A 16,321-nucleotide genomic window follows, 5' to 3' on the forward strand; every position below is an offset into this window, starting at 1 on the left:
ATAGGCCCCGCCTAACCTTATATTGGTTGCAATCATGAAATTTGAACACTTAATCGAAGTCAACGACCCGCTCAATCCGCTGCTGGATGCACTGACCGTCAAGCAGGTCTGGGCCGGCCTGGTGCTGCGCGCCGATTCGCCGAAACTGTTTGTGCCGCACCTGGACGACAGCATCATCGACCAGCGCACCGAACACGGCTTCCGCCGCCGCCTGCGCTACGGCGAACTGGTGGTGGAAGACCAGGTGGAGCTGGAGCCGATGCGCCAGGTACGCTACCGCGTCGCTGCGCAGCAGGATATCGCCGAATCCAGCCTGACCATGACCATCGAGCAGCCGACCGAGGACACGCTGTTCGTGCGCTTCCAGTACGAGGACAGCCACGACGAAGCCACCGACCAGGCCAACGCCATGTACGATGAATTCCGCCGCTCGGCCTACGTCGAGTCGGACATCGACACCATCGGCATGCTGCGCGAACTGGCCCGCCAGGGCCGCCTGGATGCGCTGCTGAATTAATCGGCAGCGGCCGCGCGTCCCCATACCTGCGCCATGCGCAGCGGCGCAACGTGCAGCGCGGCCACCTGCGCATTGGTCAGCACTTCGCGGATAGTGTGCAGCGGGTTGCGGGTGTCGCGCTTCAGGAACACGTCCAGCGGCGCGCCGCGCGGCCCGATCACCGACTCCACATGCGGCGTGGTCGATTGCAGGCCGCGCCGCGACACCACGCCCACCTCGCCGTTAATCAGCCGCACCCAGGTCCCGATCGGGTAAATCCCCAGCTCGCGTATCACCAGTGTCACCAGGTGGATGTCCAGCGTCAGGCGCGCCTCCAGCAGCATGTCGCGCAGCGCCGCGTTGGCCGCCATCGCCGGCTTGTAGCCACGCTCCGACACGCGCGCGCAATAACGGTCGGCCAGCGCCACCAGCTTGGACAGCAGCGGTATCTGCGCCCCCACCTGGCCGCCGGGATAGCCGCTGCCATCTTCGTTTTCATGGTGATGCAGCACGCAGTGCAGCCAGGCTTCGTCGTTGACGCCGGCCTGGCGCAGCAGCTGTGCGCTGCGTTGCGGATGGGCCAGCATGCGCGCCCGGTCATCCGCGCTCAGCGCGGTGCGGCTGTCGTGCCAGCGCTGGTGATGCGCCAGCATGCCGACATTCATGGTCAGCGCCGCCAGCGTGACTGTCATGACATCGTTGCGCGAGCGCTGGCGGGCGCGCGCCAGCAGCACCGCGATCACCGCCGTGTTGACGCTGTGGCGCGCCGCGTACGGCGCCGCGTGCTGGTTGTGCAGCACGCTGGCGGCGGCGATGTCGGGGTCCAGCTCGATGGCGGCGTGCACCATCAGCGCGATGTCGTCGAGGCGGCGGCGAAAATCGGGCACGGCGATGCCCATCGACAGCCCTTGCAACAGCGTGTGCAATTCCAGGTAGGCAGCGTTCAGCTTGCGCAGCACCGACGGCGGTTCCGGCGCCGCTTCCGGCGGCTGTTGGTCTTCAAACACGCCGCGTTCGACCAGATACGCAATCTGATTGGCGCTGGCGATCATATGTCCCTTGCGGATCAGTAAAGCGCCGTTCTCACCATAGACATCCCACGGTAGCAGCATGCCAAGCCGTAGATCAGCCGCTGTCACTTTGCGTATGTTCATCGCCGAAGCATACGGCTTTCAGGTGAGAGTGTGTGAGTTTTTTTGTATCTTTGACGTATAAATAACAATCAAGGAAAATTCACGGCGCCGGCGTACAGTCGACGCAAGGACAATCGTGCGCCGGTTCATGCTCCAGGTGATGCGCCAGATCACGCAGCGCGGTGCGCACGCCTTCCTCCACCACCGGATGGTAGAACGGCATGTCCAGCATGGCGTCCACCGTCAGCCCCGCCTGCACTGCCCAGGACAGCAGGTGGCCGATGTTTTCCGCGCGCGGACCGATCATCTCGGCGCCGAGGAAACGGCCGGTCTTGTACTCGGCGTAGACGCGCAGCATGCCTTTGTTTTGCAGCATCACGCGGCTGCGGCCCTGGTTGTGAAACGACACCTTGCCGACGGCGAAGCGGCCAGCGTGCGTGACGCACAATTCGCTGTAGCTGCTGCCCATAGTGGCAATCTGCGGCTCGGTGAAGCTGATCGCCAGCGGCGTGCGGCGCAAGCCCGGCTGCACATCCGGATAGCGCGCCGCGTTGGCGCCGGCGATGCGGCCGTGGTCGGCGGCTTCCGGCAGCTGCGGGCGTTCGTCGTTGGCGTCGCCGGCGATAAAGATGGCGGACGCACCGCACTGCATGGTCTGCTTGTCATAGACAGGAACGCCATGGTGGTCGCGCTGTAGCCCGGTGTGCTCCAGCCCCAGCTGATGCACATTCGGCCGCCGGCCGATGGCCGACAGCAGATAGCTGAAATGCTCGGTGTGCTGGTCGCCATTGGTGTCCTCGCTGGTGACAGCCAGGCCATCGCCCTGCTGTACCACCTTCACCACCTTGGTTTTGAAGCGCACGTCCAGCTCATCCAGCATGGCGCTGCGGGCCACATCCAGCACTTCCGGGTCGCTCAGCTGGGCGACGCTGCCGCCACGGCCGAAGATGGTGACGCGCACGCCAAGCCGGTGCAATGCCTGACCCAGCTCCAGTCCGATCACGCCGGTGCCGGCCACTGCCACTGATTCCGGCAGGTCGTCCCAGTAAAACACCTCGTCGCTGGTGATCACGCGCGGACCGGCAGCGCGCCACTCGTCCGGCACGATCGGGGTTGAGCCGGTGGCGATCACAAAGCGTTCCGCCTCCACCACGGTGTGATCGTCGATTTGCAACTGGGTCGGGCTGATGAAGCGGGCGTGGCCGTGCAGCTTGTCTTCGTCCGGGTAGCCGTCCACGCTCTCGACCACGAAGCCGACAAAGCGGTCGCGTTCGCTGCGCACGCGCGCCATCACTGCCTGGCCATCGATGCGTACCTCGCCTGCGTGTACACCGAAGCCGGCCGCCGCATGCAGCATGTGCGCGGCGTCGGCAGCGGAAATGAGGAGCTTGCTGGGCATGCAGCCGACCCGCGCGCAGGTGGTGCCGTAGACATTGCCCTCGATGAGCAAGGTTTGCTTGCCGCCGGCCTTGGCGGCGCGATAGCCGGTCATGCCGGCGGTGCCTGCGCCAATGACGGCGACTTCAGTGCGTAAGGTTTTCATGGGATAAGTCTACTCCTGATTACGTATCGTGTTTTACTTCAAGGCAAATCAGTATTAGTATTACTTATTGTTTTTAAATTTTATAAGTTTGACTTATGGACAATCTGGATTACCGGGCCTTGGCCGTGCTGGATGCAGTGGTCAGCCAGGGCAGCTTTGAAAAAGCGGCGCTGGCGCTCGGCATCAGCCAATCGGCCGTTTCCCAGCGCATCAAGGCGCTGGAAGATGCTGCGGGCCGCCTGCTGATCGTGCGCGGCCAGCCGGCGGTGCCGACCGGGCTGGGCCAGCGGCTGGTTTCGCATCACCGCAACGTCAAGCTGATGGAAGCATCGCTGGATATCGACCTGGGCAACCAGGTCAGCATGCCGGAAATCGCGCTGGCGGTGGATGCGGCCAGCCTGGCGACCTGGTTCCCGCTCGCTCTGCCACCGCTGCTGTCGCCGCCGCGCTGCCAGCTGAATGTGCAGCAGGCGGCAACCGGCATGGCCTTGCATCTGGTGCGTGAAGGCAGCGTGTTTGGCTGCGTGGCGGCCGGAGCGGATGCGTCCGAAACACAGGCCAACGGTCCGCAGTTGACGCCGCTGGGCCGCATGCGCTATGTGTGCGTGGCCACCAAGGCGTTTGCGGGCCATTGGTTCGGCGACGGTTTTTCGATGGAGGCAGCGCGGCTGGCGCCGGCCGTGGTCAGCGACCGCGACATGATGTCCGGCTTCCTGCACGAGGTGCTGGATCTGCGCGGGGCATATCCGCATCACACGCTGCCGCTGTCGCCGGCCGCCAGCGAATGCGTATCCGGCAGCCTGGCGTATGGCTTGCTGCCGTGGCAGCAAGTGTCGGCGGCGCTGAACGATGAGCGGCTGGTCGACCTGGCACCCGGCCATTTCGTTGATGTGCCGCTGTACTGGCATGCGTGGAACCTGGATACGCCATTCACCCGCGCGCTGTCCGAACAGATCATCGCGACCGCCAGGCGCCACCTGCTGCCGGTCTAGATATCCAGCGGGTCCACTTCCAGCGACCACTTCACGCGGCTCTTCATCTCGCGCAGCATGTGCAGCCATTCCTTGAGGAAGGCTTGCAGCGCCGGCCGCGAGGGCGACTCCACCAGCAGCTGCGCGCGGTCGACGTTGTACACGCGCGTCATCGTCATCGGGATCGGATCGTTGATGGTGATGCCCGGATGCTGCAAGCAATCACGGGCAATGGTCAGGAATTCGATCGCCGTCGCCAGCTCGCGGGCCTCGGCCCGCAGCAGCGCCTGGAACAGATAGGGCGGCAAAGCCGCCTGCTCGCGTTCCTCCAGCAAGGCCGAAGCAAAGTGATCGTAATCGTGATGCACCACCGCGCCGTACAGCGGATGCTGCGGATAGCGCGTCTGCACCAGCACCTCGCTCGGCATGCCAGCCCTTCCGGCGCGGCCGGCCACCTGCATCAGCTGCGCAAACAGCCGCTCGCTGGCGCGGTAGTCCTGCGAAAACAGCGCCGTGTCCGGATTCATGATGCCGACCAGCGTCAGCTTTTTGAAGTCATGGCCCTTGGCCACCATCTGCGTGCCGACCAGGATATCCACCTCGCCCCGGTGCACGCTGGCGAAAGCCTCCTGCGCGCTGCCCTTCTTGCGTGTCGAGTCGGCGTCGATGCGCAGCACCCGCGCTTCCGGGAACAACGCCTGCAAGCCTTCCTCCACTCGCTGCGTGCCGCGTCCCAGCGGCTGCAGATCGACGTTGCCGCAGGTCGGGCAATGGCGCGGGATGCGCATCTCCAGGCTGCAATGGTGGCAGCGCAAGCGATGCTCTGGACGATGCAACACCATGAACGAAGTACAGCGCGTGCATTCGCTGATCCAGCCGCAGGATTCGCAGCAGATCACCGGCGCATAGCCGCGCCGATTGAGGAATAGCAGCGACTGTTCGCCACGCTCCATGCGCTGGCGGATCGCCGCCACCAGCTGCGAGGTCAGGCCGTCCTTCGGCTTGTCGCGCTCCATGTCGATCAGCTTCACTTGCGGCAGCACGGCGTTCTGCACGGCGCGCTCGCGCAGCTCCAGCTTGCGGTAGCGGCCGGACTGCGCGTGGTGCCAGGTTTCCAGCGACGGCGTGGCCGAACCCAGCACGATCGGAATCTGCAACTGCCAGGCGCGCCACACGGCCAGGTCGCGCGCCGAATAGCGCAAGCCTTCCTGCTGTTTGTACGAGGGATCGTGTTCCTCGTCGATGACGATCAGCTTCAGGTGCGGCAGCGACGCCAGGATCGCCAGCCGCGTGCCCAGCACAATGCGTGCCTTGCCCTGATGCGCGGCCAGCCAGTGCAGCATGCGTTCGCCTTCGGACAGGCTGCTGTGCAGGGTCGCCAGCATCACGCCGGGGAAGCGCGCGCGAATATTGCCTTCCAGCTGGGGCGTCAGATTGATTTCCGGCACCAGGATCAGGATCTGGCCGTCCGGTTCGCGCGCCAGCACCTGCGCGCAGGCTTGCAGATAGACTTCGGTCTTGCCGCTGCCGGTCACGCCGTACAGCAGCGACGGCGTAAAGCCCGCCGCGCCGCCGATGGCGTCCGCAGCCGCTTGCTGCTGGGGATTCAGCACCGGCATATTGGCCGGCGCGGGATCATGCCGGGTTTCCAGCTTGGCCAGCTTTTTCAGCGCCCGGTCCAGCGCCACGGTGGTCAGCACGCGCAGATTCTTGGGCAGGCCGGGCAGCGCCACCTCGCCCAGCGGCCGCTGGTAGTAGTCGGCGGCAAAACCGGCCAGCGCCAGCCATTTGGCCGACAGCGGCGGCAGCTGGCTGCGCACGGCCAGCGCATCTTTCAACTTATCCACCGGCACATCGGTCGCCTCTGCCACGCCGACGATCAGGCCCATCACCTCGCGCCGCGCGAACGGCACCAGCGCCAGTTGGCCGACTTGCGGCCGCTGATCGTCCTCGCACTGCCAGCGGTAATCAAAAACCGCATTGAGCGGTGTATCAATGGCGATTTGAAGGTAGCAAGGGCATGGATTATTCATGCTGCACCCTGCGGATTTATCGATGCTGTATGTATCCACAGTTTCTGTGGATAACTTTGTGGACAATGGAATCTTATTCCCCGGAAAGCACTGACATCCACGTTGGCATCATCCAAAACCGGGCAAAAAATCAAAATTTTTTCTCTTTAAAATCAGTAACTTGAAAAATGCTTCATAGGAGAGGGAAATTCCCCATCGCTCCCCGCCAGCTGTGCATAAGTGAAGTATTTAGGATGTTTTTTTCACCGAAATCAAGCAGTTTTTTGAGCGTTTTAGCGTCGTCGCGGAACACCAGCCCACCAAATTTTATACTTATGCTCATCTCAAGCTTTGCGCTCTGATAACGAGCTTGGCAAGCCTGACATTTTTGCCATCGTATCCTGCAACGCAACATAATCCTAACGTGAAACAGCAACATTATGGCTAAGTCACGGTTTACTAAGTCATTTTATTTCTTGTCCACAGTTTTTGTGGATAACTTTGTGGAGAATGAAGAAATAAACTACATGAAGCTTCGCTGGAAGGTTTACGGCTTGCTAAATATTGCCCAGTAAGCCATAAAAAATTCTCTTCAAAATCATGCACTTACAATATGGTCACGGGCTAGCGAAAAGTGGCTGCCTATTATTTCCGCAGTAGAAAAAAATGTGCATAAGTCAGCTTGCCAAGACTGCGCGCAGCAATGAAAAAGGGCACGTTTCCACCGAAACGTGCCCTTTGCTCACAGAATCGGTCAGGAAGCGCGCTGCGCCTTGCTGTAGCTGTGCACAGCTTCCACCATGGCCGCCACGTTTTCCGGGGCGGTGAACTGCGAAATGCCGTGGCCGAGGTTGAAGACGTGGCCGCTGCCGTTGGCGTCCGGCTTGCCGAAGGCGTCCAGCACCTTGTGGACTTCGGCGGTGATCTGTTCCGGGCTGGCGAACAGGATGGCAGGGTCCAGATTGCCTTGCAGCGCGACCTTGTGGCCGACCAGCTGGCGCGCCTTGCTCAGGTTGGCGGTCCAGTCCAGGCCCAGCGCGTCAGCGCCGATGTCGGCAATTTGCTCGATCCAGTGGCCGCCGCCCTTGGTGAACACGATGGCGGGGATTTTCACGCCGTCTTTTTCACGTTTCAGCAGCGACACCACCTGTTGCATGTATTTCAGCGAGAACGCCTGGTAGGCACCGTCGGCCAGCGCACCGCCCCACGAATCGAAAATCATCACCGCTTGCGCGCCGGCGTCGATCTGCGCGTTCAGGTATTCGGCCACCGACTTGGCGTTGATGTCCAGGATGCGGTGCATCAGGTCGGGGCGGTTGTACAGCATCTTTTTGATGGTGTGGAACTCGCGCGAGCCCTGGCCTTCCACCATATAGCAGGCCAGCGTCCATGGGCTGCCGGAAAAGCCGATCAGCGGCACGCGGCCATTCAGCTCGGTGCGGATCTGGGTCACGGCCTTGAATACATAGTCCAGCGAACCGGCTGCCGGCTGGCGCAGCGCCAGCACGTCGGCTTCGGTTTTCAGCGGACGCTCGAATTTCGGGCCTTCGCCTTCGACGAAATACAGGCCCAGGCCCATCGCGTCCGGCACCGTCAGGATGTCGGAGAACAGGATGGCGGCGTCCAGCGGGAAGCGGTCCAGCGGCTGGATGGTGACTTCGGTGGCGTAGTCCGGATTGGTGGCCAGGCCCATGAAGGAGCCAGCCTTGGCGCGGGTGGCGCGGTATTCAGGCAGATACCTTCCGGCCTGGCGCATCAGCCACACAGGGGTGTAGTCGGTGGGCTGGCGCAGCAACGCGCGCAGGAAGGTGTCGTTCTTGAGCGGAGCAAATTGTGGCATGGAAGGCAATCGAAAGCGGTGAAAGCAAGTATTATCGCATCCCGTCGATTTTTTAGCGTTTAGCGCCCGAAGGCGGCGTTTTTTCTCTATCATGCGTAGCACCGCGCATAGACCTTTTGGAGCCGCCCATGACATCCACCGTTGCCCCGACCATTGCCGCCTACGGCGCCTGGCCATCGACCATCAGCGCCGCGCGCGTGGCCGCTGGCGCCGTGCCGCTGTCCTCGCTGCTGCTGGGCGGGACCGACGGCAGCGATATTTTCTGGCTGGCGGGACGGGCGGCCGAGGCCGGGCGCAATACGCTGCTGCGCTACCACGGCGTAGCCACGCAGGAATTAACGCCGGCGCCGTTCAATATCCGCTCGCGGGTGCATGAATATGGCGGCGGCGCCTATGCGGTCGATGGCGAAACGGTGTATTTCACGCATTTCAAGGACAACGTCGTCTACAGGATGGTCGCTGGCGAGGCGCCGTTCGCGGTGACGCAGCCGGGCAAGCAGCGTTTTGCCGATTTTGCAATCGACCGCGCCCGTAACCGCCTGATCGCCGTGCGCGAGCTGCATGGCGATGACGAACACGCGCAGCCCACCAACACCATCTGCGCCATCAGCCTCGGCACCGCCATGCGCGATGGTACAGGGGCGGCCGGGAGCGGCAATGACGTGGCGGGTGCCGAAACGGTGCTGGCGCAGGGTGCGGACTTTTATTCCTCGCCGCGCGTGTCGCCGGACGGCCGCTCGCTGGCCTGGCTGAGCTGGGACCACCCGCGCATGCCGTGGCAGGGCACCACGCTCTGGCTGGCCGAGTTTAACGACGACGGCACGCTGGCAGCGCCGGTCCGCATCGCCGGCGGCGACGAGGAATCGATCTGCCAGCCAGAATGGTCGCCCGACAACCTGCTGCACTTCGTCTCCGACCGCAGCGGCTGGTGGAACCTGTACCGCCTGTGCCGCGACCGCCAGCGCAGCGAAGGCCTGTGCCCGATGGAAGCCGAATTCGCCTCCCCGCACTGGACCTTTGGCAACAGCATGTACGGCTTCCGCTCGGCCAGCGAAATCATCTGCACCTACATCGACAAAGGGGTCAGCCGCCTGGCGCGCCTGCTGCCCGGCAGCGGCAAGCTGGAAGCCATCGCCAACCCCTACGAAGAAATCCGCGAGCTGCGCGTCGGCAACGGCTACATCGCCATGCTGGCCGGCGGCCCGGCCATCCCGATGGAACTGGCGCGCATCGACTTCACCGAGGAAGGCGTCGAAATCCTGGCGCAATCGATTGACGACCTGCCGGATGAAGCCAACCTGTCGATCCCGGCCAGCATCAGCTACCCAAGCGCCAATGGCCGCACCTCGCACGCCTTCTACTACCCGCCGCGCAACCAGGACGCGCAGGCGCCGCAGGGCAGCAAACCGCCGCTGATCGTCATCGGCCACGGCGGCCCGACCGGCATGACGGTCAATACGCTGAACCTGAAAACCCAGTTCTGGACCAGCCGTGGCTTCGGCGTGCTGGATGTGAACTACGGCGGCAGCACCGGCTTTGGACGCGCCTACCGCGACCTGCTCAAGGGCCAGTGGGGCATTGTCGATGTGGAAGACTGCGTCAACGGCGCTAAGGCGCTGGTGGAGCGCGGCCTGGTGGACGGCGAACGCCTGATCATCCGGGGCAGCAGCGCCGGCGGCCTGACCACGCTGTCCGCGCTGACCTTCCACGATGTATTCAAGGCTGGCGCCAGCTACTACGGCGTCTCCGACCTGAAAGGCCTGGACCAGGATTCGCACAAATTCGAATCGCACTACAATGAATACCTGATCGCGCCGAAAGCGCAGGCGGACGCCGTCTACGCCCAGCGCTCGCCGATCAACCACACCGACAAGCTGTCGCGCCCGATGATCTTCTTCCAGGGCCTGGACGACAAGGTGGTGCCGCCGCAGCAATCGCAAATGATGGTGGATGCGCTGAAAAAGCGTGGCATCACGGTCGATTACATGGAGCTGGAAGGCGAAGGCCACGGCTTCCGCAAGGCCGAAAACATCATCCGCACGCTGGAAGCGGAGCTGGACTTCTATCAACGCATCTTTGGTTTGAATAACGCATGACCGATCCCAAGCTGCTCGCCGAATTCGACGCGCTGCCCTTCAATGAAAAAGTGATACTCGCGCTGCTCGCCCTGATCGGCGAGCCTACCGGACGCACGCACATCCTCGATCACCTGATCCACGCGCGTATCGAACAAAACGACGATGGCGCACCCTATACCGTGGCCACGCTGGACGATGCGCTATCCAAACTGGAACGGCTGGCCTTCCTCAGCGTGGTGACGGGACGCGGTTTTGTCTGCAATCCGAAACTGCGCTGGCCGGCGATCCGCTCAGCCATCGGCACCCATGCGATGGAAGACCTGTGCACCGCCTACGCCGAGCTGGCGCCGATGCGCCAGACCTGGAACAGCACCGAGCCGCGCAGCTACCGCGCCGGCATGGCGCGCCTGCGCATGGGGCTACTGCGCGGCCACGGCCCGCAGCAGATCCAGCAAGTGCTGGCCTTCTGCCTGGGCAGCTACGAGGCGGCACAGCTGCATCCTATCGTCGACATTTTCGGCCGTCCTTTCGAACCGGGCATGATCATGCTGGTCAGCCCGCTGTTGCAGGACGATGTGCTGGCGGTATTGATGCACAACGCCCAGCGCGAGCCCGCCACCGCGCCGGTGATACGCGAATTCTGCGAGATGCACATGCAGCGCCGCCACGGCGACATCAACGCCGAACTGCGCATGGCGATGGCGGAAGACGCGCTGCTGTGCGGCCGTCTGGACGATGCCAAGCGCTATCTGGAACGCACCGCCGGCGCGCAAAGCCAGTACCTGGCCAGCATCATCGTACTGCTGCGCGGCGCCGCCAGTGCGGCCATCACCGGTTTCGACGTTGCGCTGAAAACCCTGCGCCGCGACACCGGCAAGCGCAAGCAGCTGTTCAGCGGCATGGGCGGCAATCTGTACCTGCTGTCGGCGCTGCGCAGCGGCGACGCCAAACATTTGAAGAACGCCGAAGCCTATCTGGAAATCGCGCTCAAGCTGCCGAAGAACCACGACAGCTCGGTGCACCAGCAGATCGACCTGCTGCGCCAGATCCGCGCCGGTGTGATGCAGGTAGACGCGGTGTCCGCACTGCCGTGGGAACCGTCGCTGCAAACGCAGATGTTCCAGTACCTGCTGTATTTCTGGCTGTCGCTGCCCGAGCTGCAAGAACGCAAGGAGCAGTTGCAGGAACTGGTGAAAAACGCCGAACGCGCCGGCTATATGTTTATCGCCAGCCAGTCCGCCGCGCTGCTCGGCCAGATGGGCGATGCGGCCATGCAGACGCACGCACAAGCGCTGCGCTCGCGCTACGGCTTCCCCGACCTGAGCACCTGGTTCGAGCGCCAGGAAGGCTGGCAGCGCCAGCTGACCGCGCTGATCAATCTACACCAGCCTTCCGCGCCGGATGCAGCGGGCAGTTCGCGCCTGGTGTGGCTGCTGACCTACGATCACCGCAACGGCCTGACCGACATCGCACCGGTAGAACAGAAGCGCGATGCGCGCGGCCTGTGGAGCAAGGGCCGCGCCGTGGGCCTGAAGCGGCTGCGCTTCGAATCCGAGCAGTTCGATTTTCTGACGCCGCAGGATATCCGCGCGGCCGAAGCGATTACCGTAGCGCACCGTGGCTACCAGTCCACCGGCCTGACCTACGAAATCGACCCGCAGCGCGCCGCGCCATCGCTGGTCGGCCATCCACTGCTGTACTGGTCCGACCTGCCGGACATGCGCGTGGAAATGCTGTCTGGCGAACCGGAGCTGCTGGTCAAGCGCAGCCCCGGCAACCTGGAGCTGCGCTTGCAGCCGTCGATCCCCGACGATAACTCCTCGGTGGTGATCACCAAGGAAACCCCGACCCGACTGCGGGTGGTCAGCATCCTCGAAGAACACCGCAAGATCGCCGCCATCGTTGGCGATGCGCTCAACGTGCCAGCGCATGCGGAACAGCAGGTGCTGTCGGCGATCAGCGCCATCTCGTCGCTGGTGACGGTGCAGTCCGACATCGGCGGCGCTGCACCGGACATGGAGCAGATGGAAGCCGACATGCGCCTGCATCTGCACCTGCTGCCTTACCAGCACGGCTTGAAGATGCAGATCCTGGTGCGGCCGCTGGTCAACGGCGCCTATTACAAGCCGGGCGACGGTGCCGACAGCGTGATCGCCGACATCGGCGGCAAGCCGGTGCAGGCGCGCCGCAAGCTGATCGACGAGCGCGATGCGGAACGCGACCTGATCGCCCGGTGCCCGATACTGGAATCCGCCGAGCAGGAACACGGCGAATGGCTGCTGGGCCAGCCGGCGCTGTGCCTGCAATTGCTGGTAGAGCTGCAAGCACTGGACCCGGCCAGCATCGTCATCGCCTGGCCGGAAGGCGAGAGCTTCCGCGTCACCAACAAGGTGGAAACCAAGCACCTGCGCCTGGCGATCAAGAGCAACAAAGACTGGTTTGCCGCCAGCGGCGAGCTGCAAGTCGACGAAGGCAAGGTCATCGACCTGCGCACGCTGCTGGAGATGATGGAGAAAAGCCATGGCCGCTTCGTCGAACTGGGCGAAAACCGCTACCTGGCGCTGACCGATGAGCTGTACCGCCGCTTGCAGGAAGTGACGGCCTACGGCGAACTCACCGCCGACGGCGTGCGCCTGCACCCGCTGGCGTCGTTCGCGCTGGAAGAACTGGCCGACGATGTCGGCGGCCTGAAATCCGACAAGCTGTGGAAAGAGCATCTGTCGCGCATGCAGGAGCAGACGGCCTTCGAGCCGCAGCTGCCAAGCACGCTGCAAGCAGAGCTGCGTGACTACCAGCTGGAAGGCTATCACTGGCTGTCGCGCCTTGCGCATTGGGGCGTGGGCGCCTGCCTGGCCGACGATATGGGCCTGGGCAAGACGCTGCAAGCGCTGGCGCTGATGCTGTCACGCGCACCGCAAGGTCCGACGCTGGTGATTGCGCCGACATCGGTGTGCATGAACTGGATGAGCGAGGCCGCGCGTTTCGCGCCGACGCTGAACATGCAGCTATTCGGTCCCGGCGACCGCGCCGCGCAGCTGAACAATCTGCACGGCTACGATGTGGTGGTGACCAGCTACGGCCTGCTGCAACTGGAGTCCGAACTGTTCGCCAAAGTGCAGTGGAACACCATCGTGCTGGATGAGGCGCAGGCGATCAAGAACGCCGCCACCAAGCGCTCGGCGGCGGTGATGGCGCTGAAGGGCGAGTTCCGCGTCGCCGTCACCGGCACGCCATTGGAAAACCACCTGGGCGAATTGTGGAACCTGTTCCGCTTCATCAATCCGGGCCTGCTGGGCAGCATCGAGCAGTTCAACCTGCGCTTTGCCGCGCCGATCGAGAAACCGCAGGACCATCGCGCCGAACTGGGTGCGCGCAAGCGGCTGCGCCGTTTGATCCAGCCGTTCATCCTGCGCCGCACCAAGTCGCAGGTGCTGACCGAGCTGCCGTCGCGCACCGAGATCACGCTGGAAGTGGATTTGTCGGCCGACGAAACGGCGCTGTACGAATCGCTGCGCCGCGCCGCGCTGGAAAACCTGGAAAAAGTCGAAGGCCCGGCCGAGAAGAAATCGATCCAGATCCTGGCCGAGATCATGAAACTGCGCCGCGCCTGCTGCAATCCGAATCTGATCGCACCGGACCTGCAACTGGCCAGCAGCAAGCTGGCGGCCTTCGCGCACCTGCTGGAAGGCCTGCTGGAGAACAAGCACAAGGTGCTGGTGTTCAGCCAGTTCGTCGATCACCTGGCGCTGATCCGCGAACATCTGGACGCACAGGGTGTCAGCTACCAGTACCTCGACGGTTCGACTTCGATGGCCGACCGCAAGAAGCGCGTCGATGCTTTCCAGGCCGGCGAGGGCGATGTGTTCCTGATTTCGCTGAAGGCGGGCGGCGTCGGCATCAACCTGACGGCGGCCGACTACGTGATCCACATGGACCCGTGGTGGAACCCGGCGGTGGAAGACCAGGCCTCCGACCGTGCGCACCGCATGGGGCAGTTGCGGCCAGTGACCATCTACCGCCTGGTGGCGCGGCACACCATCGAAGAGGGCATCGTCGACCTGCACCAGCACAAGCGCGACCTGGCCGACAGCCTGCTGGAAGGCAGCGATGTCAGCGGCCGGATGTCGGCGTCTGAAATGTTAGCGATGCTGCAAGAGGGTTTGAAGAAATAATTTCGGCTTGTATCGGACGCTCTCAAGCGGACAGATTAGTGATAATCTCTTCCGCTTCGAAGACAAGGCTGTATATGATGATCAAGACAAAATTCGCGCTGGCGGCGCTGATGGCGGCATTGGCCGCCGCGCCGGCCGACGCCGCCACACCACAGAAAAAAGCAGTTGCCACCAAGAAGAGCAGCAGCAAGGCCAAGAGCGCCAAATCGGGCAAGTCCAGTAAATCCACCAAGAGCAAGGGCAAGGCGCCAGCCAAGGCATCCGGCAAAGCCCGCACCGCTGCCGCCGTCGCCGCAGTACCGGCACTCAAGGTCGCATCGGAACGCTGGCAGGACCGCCAGTTCGACAACCTGAGCAACCAGTTCCTGAATGCGCTGTGGCGCATCGATTCGGAAAGCGCAATCTACGCCGGCAAGTACGACACCGCCGCCGTGCTGACGGTGCCGAACAAGGAAGAACAGGCCAAGGAACTGGCCTTTATCGAAGAATGGCTGCAACGCTTCGGCGCGGTCAAGAGCAATGGCCTGGCAGCCAAGCAGCGTACCGATCTGGCGCTGCTGGTCAACAAGCTGGAAGGCGATCGCTTCCGTCTGACCACGCTGCGTGAGTGGGAGTGGAATCCGGCCAGCTACAACGTGGCCGGTCCTATCGACCTGATCCTGAATACCGAATACGCGGCCCAGCCGCAGCGCCTGCGCACGCTGCTCAAGCGCATCGCCAGCATTCCGGCCTATTACGAGGCGGCGCGCGCCAACATCGTCAATCCAACCCGCGAACATACGCGGCTGGCGATCAAGCAGGCGCCTGGCGTGCAGCATCTGCTGACCGAAGTCGACAAAGTCGCGCAGGCGTCGATCCTGACGCCGGTGGAGAAACAGCAATACACGCAGCGCGTCAATGCGGCGCTGACGGCGGTGGACAGCTACGTCGCCTTCCTGACCGAGATGGACAAGCAGATGGACACCAAGGGCCGCCGCACTTTCCGTCTCGGCAAAGAACTGTACGAGCAGAAGTTTGCCTACGATATCCAGTCGGCCAGCACCGCCGAGCAGACCTACCAGAAAGCGCTGGCGGCGCGCGAGGAACTGCTGGCGAATATGGACAAACTGTCCGATGAGCTGTGGGACAAGTATCTGGGCGGTGTCGCCAAGCCGGCTGACCGCTTTGCCAAGATCGGCATGATGATCGACAAGCTGTCCGAGCGCCATGTGGCGCGCGAGGATTTCGTCAATGAGATCAAGCGCCAGATTCCGGTATTGCAGGATTGGGTGATCAGCAAGAACCTGCTGACCCTGGATCCGAACAAGCCGCTGGAAGTGCGCGCAACGCCAGCCTATGCGGCCGGTGTGGCGGGCGCCAGCATTGATGCGCCGGGGCCGTATCGCCCGCAGGACCGCACTTACTACAACGTGACGCCGCTGGATGGCGCGACGCCGGAAGCGGCCGAGAGCAGCCTGCGCGAGTACAACCACTGGATCTTGCAGATCCTGAATATCCATGAGGCGATTCCGGGCCACTACGCGCAGCTGGTGTATGCCAACCGCTCGCCGTCGATCGTCAAGTCGATCTTCGGCAATGGCGCGATGGTGGAAGGCTGGGCGGTGTATGGCGAGCGCATGATGCTGGAATCCGGCTATGGCGACAACGCGCCGGAGATGTGGCTGATGTATTCCAAGTGGAATCTGCGCAGCGTCACCAACACCATCCTCGATTACAGCGTGCATGTACTGGGCATGACCGAAGAGCAGGCAGTTGATCTGCTGACGCGCCAGGCATTCCAGACGCGCAGCGAGGCGGTGGAAAAATGGCATCGCGTGCAAGTGTCGTCGGTGCAGCTGACCAGCTATTTCAGCGGCTACAGCGAGATCATGGAGTTGCGCGAGCAGCGCAAGCAGCAACTGGGTCCACGCTTCAACCTCAAGGAATTCCACGAACAATTCCTCAGCTACGGCAGCGCGCCGGTACGCGTGATCAAGGGCCTGATGACGCAGTAATCCTGCGCGCGCTCAAACCGATGGGCAGGTGATTCGATACGATGGGGAACGGCTGCTGCGCAGCCGTTTTCTGCTACGATCA

Annotated in this window: 9 protein-coding genes; 5 read left to right on the top strand and 4 right to left on the bottom strand. The window is 63.1% G+C overall.

Going from position 1 to position 16,321, the window contains the following annotated elements:
• Positions 1 to 34 precede the first annotated feature (34 nt).
• Complete coding sequence (locus tag KW842_RS20225; protein WP_218305923.1) at positions 35 to 517, top strand: SRPBCC family protein; 483 nt, start codon at positions 35 to 37, stop codon at positions 515 to 517.
• Here KW842_RS20225 and KW842_RS20230 read toward each other — a convergent pair.
• Together KW842_RS20230 and KW842_RS20235 are read right to left on the bottom strand one after the other, a co-directional pair.
• Positions 514 to 1,650, bottom strand: a complete 1,137-nt coding sequence (locus KW842_RS20230) for an HD-GYP domain-containing protein (RefSeq protein ID WP_218305924.1) — start codon at positions 1,648 to 1,650, stop codon at positions 514 to 516. The genes KW842_RS20225 and KW842_RS20230 overlap by 4 nt on opposite strands.
• 79 nt (positions 1,651 to 1,729) lie before the next feature.
• Complete coding sequence (locus KW842_RS20235) at positions 1,730 to 3,172, bottom strand: dihydrolipoyl dehydrogenase (RefSeq protein ID WP_218305925.1); 1,443 nt, start codon at positions 3,170 to 3,172, stop codon at positions 1,730 to 1,732.
• Between the two features lie 95 nt (positions 3,173 to 3,267).
• Here KW842_RS20235 and KW842_RS20240 point away from each other — a divergent pair, with 95 nt between their 5' ends.
• On the top strand, positions 3,268 to 4,164 hold the full coding sequence (locus KW842_RS20240; RefSeq protein WP_218305926.1) for an ArgP/LysG family DNA-binding transcriptional regulator: 897 nt from the start codon (positions 3,268 to 3,270) through the stop codon (positions 4,162 to 4,164).
• On the opposite strand, the gene KW842_RS20245 is transcribed toward KW842_RS20240, so the two are convergent.
• On the bottom strand, positions 4,161 to 6,176 hold the full coding sequence (locus tag KW842_RS20245; protein WP_218305927.1) for a primosomal protein N': 2,016 nt from the start codon (positions 6,174 to 6,176) through the stop codon (positions 4,161 to 4,163). The two genes, KW842_RS20240 and KW842_RS20245, sit on opposite strands and share 4 nt — an antisense overlap.
• 733 nt (positions 6,177 to 6,909) lie before the next feature.
• A complete protein-coding gene (gene hemE / locus KW842_RS20250; protein WP_218305928.1) occupies positions 6,910 to 7,995 on the bottom strand; it encodes a uroporphyrinogen decarboxylase in 1,086 nt (361 codons plus the stop codon).
• A gap of 128 nt (positions 7,996 to 8,123) precedes the next feature.
• Between hemE and KW842_RS20255 the strand changes: the two genes are divergently transcribed.
• The 3 genes from KW842_RS20255 to KW842_RS20265 all read left to right on the top strand — a co-directional run bounded on the left by KW842_RS20255 (position 8,124) and on the right by KW842_RS20265 (position 16,239).
• Positions 8,124 to 10,091 (top strand): S9 family peptidase, encoded by a 1,968-nt coding sequence (locus tag KW842_RS20255; protein ID WP_218305929.1) that lies wholly within the window; start codon positions 8,124 to 8,126, stop codon positions 10,089 to 10,091.
• Complete coding sequence (locus tag KW842_RS20260; protein WP_218305930.1) at positions 10,088 to 14,245, top strand: DEAD/DEAH box helicase; 4,158 nt, start codon at positions 10,088 to 10,090, stop codon at positions 14,243 to 14,245. Before KW842_RS20255 ends, KW842_RS20260 begins: the two co-directional genes overlap by 4 nt.
• Positions 14,246 to 14,322: 77 nt before the next feature.
• Positions 14,323 to 16,239: a DUF885 domain-containing protein gene (locus KW842_RS20265; protein ID WP_218306086.1), complete on the top strand. Its 1,917-nt coding sequence runs from the start codon at positions 14,323 to 14,325 to the stop codon at positions 16,237 to 16,239.
• Positions 16,240 to 16,321: the final 82 nt, after the last annotated feature.

It is taken from the genome of Duganella sp. sic0402, from assembly GCF_019219065.1.
Lineage (GTDB): Bacteria > Pseudomonadota > Gammaproteobacteria > Burkholderiales > Burkholderiaceae_D > Rugamonas.

Bases quoted from the DNA above. Each gene is read 5' to 3' on its own strand.
- KW842_RS20225 (WP_218305923.1), top strand. From the start codon at position 35: ATGAAATTTGAACACTTAATCGAAGTCAACGACCCGCTCAATCCGCTG.
- KW842_RS20230 (WP_218305924.1), bottom strand. From the start codon at position 1,650: ATGAACATACGCAAAGTGACAGCGGCTGATCTACGGCTTGGCATGCTG.
- KW842_RS20235 (WP_218305925.1), bottom strand. From the start codon at position 3,172: ATGAAAACCTTACGCACTGAAGTCGCCGTCATTGGCGCAGGCACCGCC.
- KW842_RS20240 (WP_218305926.1), top strand. From the start codon at position 3,268: ATGGACAATCTGGATTACCGGGCCTTGGCCGTGCTGGATGCAGTGGTC.
- KW842_RS20245 (WP_218305927.1), bottom strand. From the start codon at position 6,176: ATGAATAATCCATGCCCTTGCTACCTTCAAATCGCCATTGATACACCG.
- hemE (WP_218305928.1), bottom strand. From the start codon at position 7,995: ATGCCACAATTTGCTCCGCTCAAGAACGACACCTTCCTGCGCGCGTTG.
- KW842_RS20255 (WP_218305929.1), top strand. From the start codon at position 8,124: ATGACATCCACCGTTGCCCCGACCATTGCCGCCTACGGCGCCTGGCCA.
- KW842_RS20260 (WP_218305930.1), top strand. From the start codon at position 10,088: ATGACCGATCCCAAGCTGCTCGCCGAATTCGACGCGCTGCCCTTCAAT.
- KW842_RS20265 (WP_218306086.1), top strand. From the start codon at position 14,323: ATGATCAAGACAAAATTCGCGCTGGCGGCGCTGATGGCGGCATTGGCC.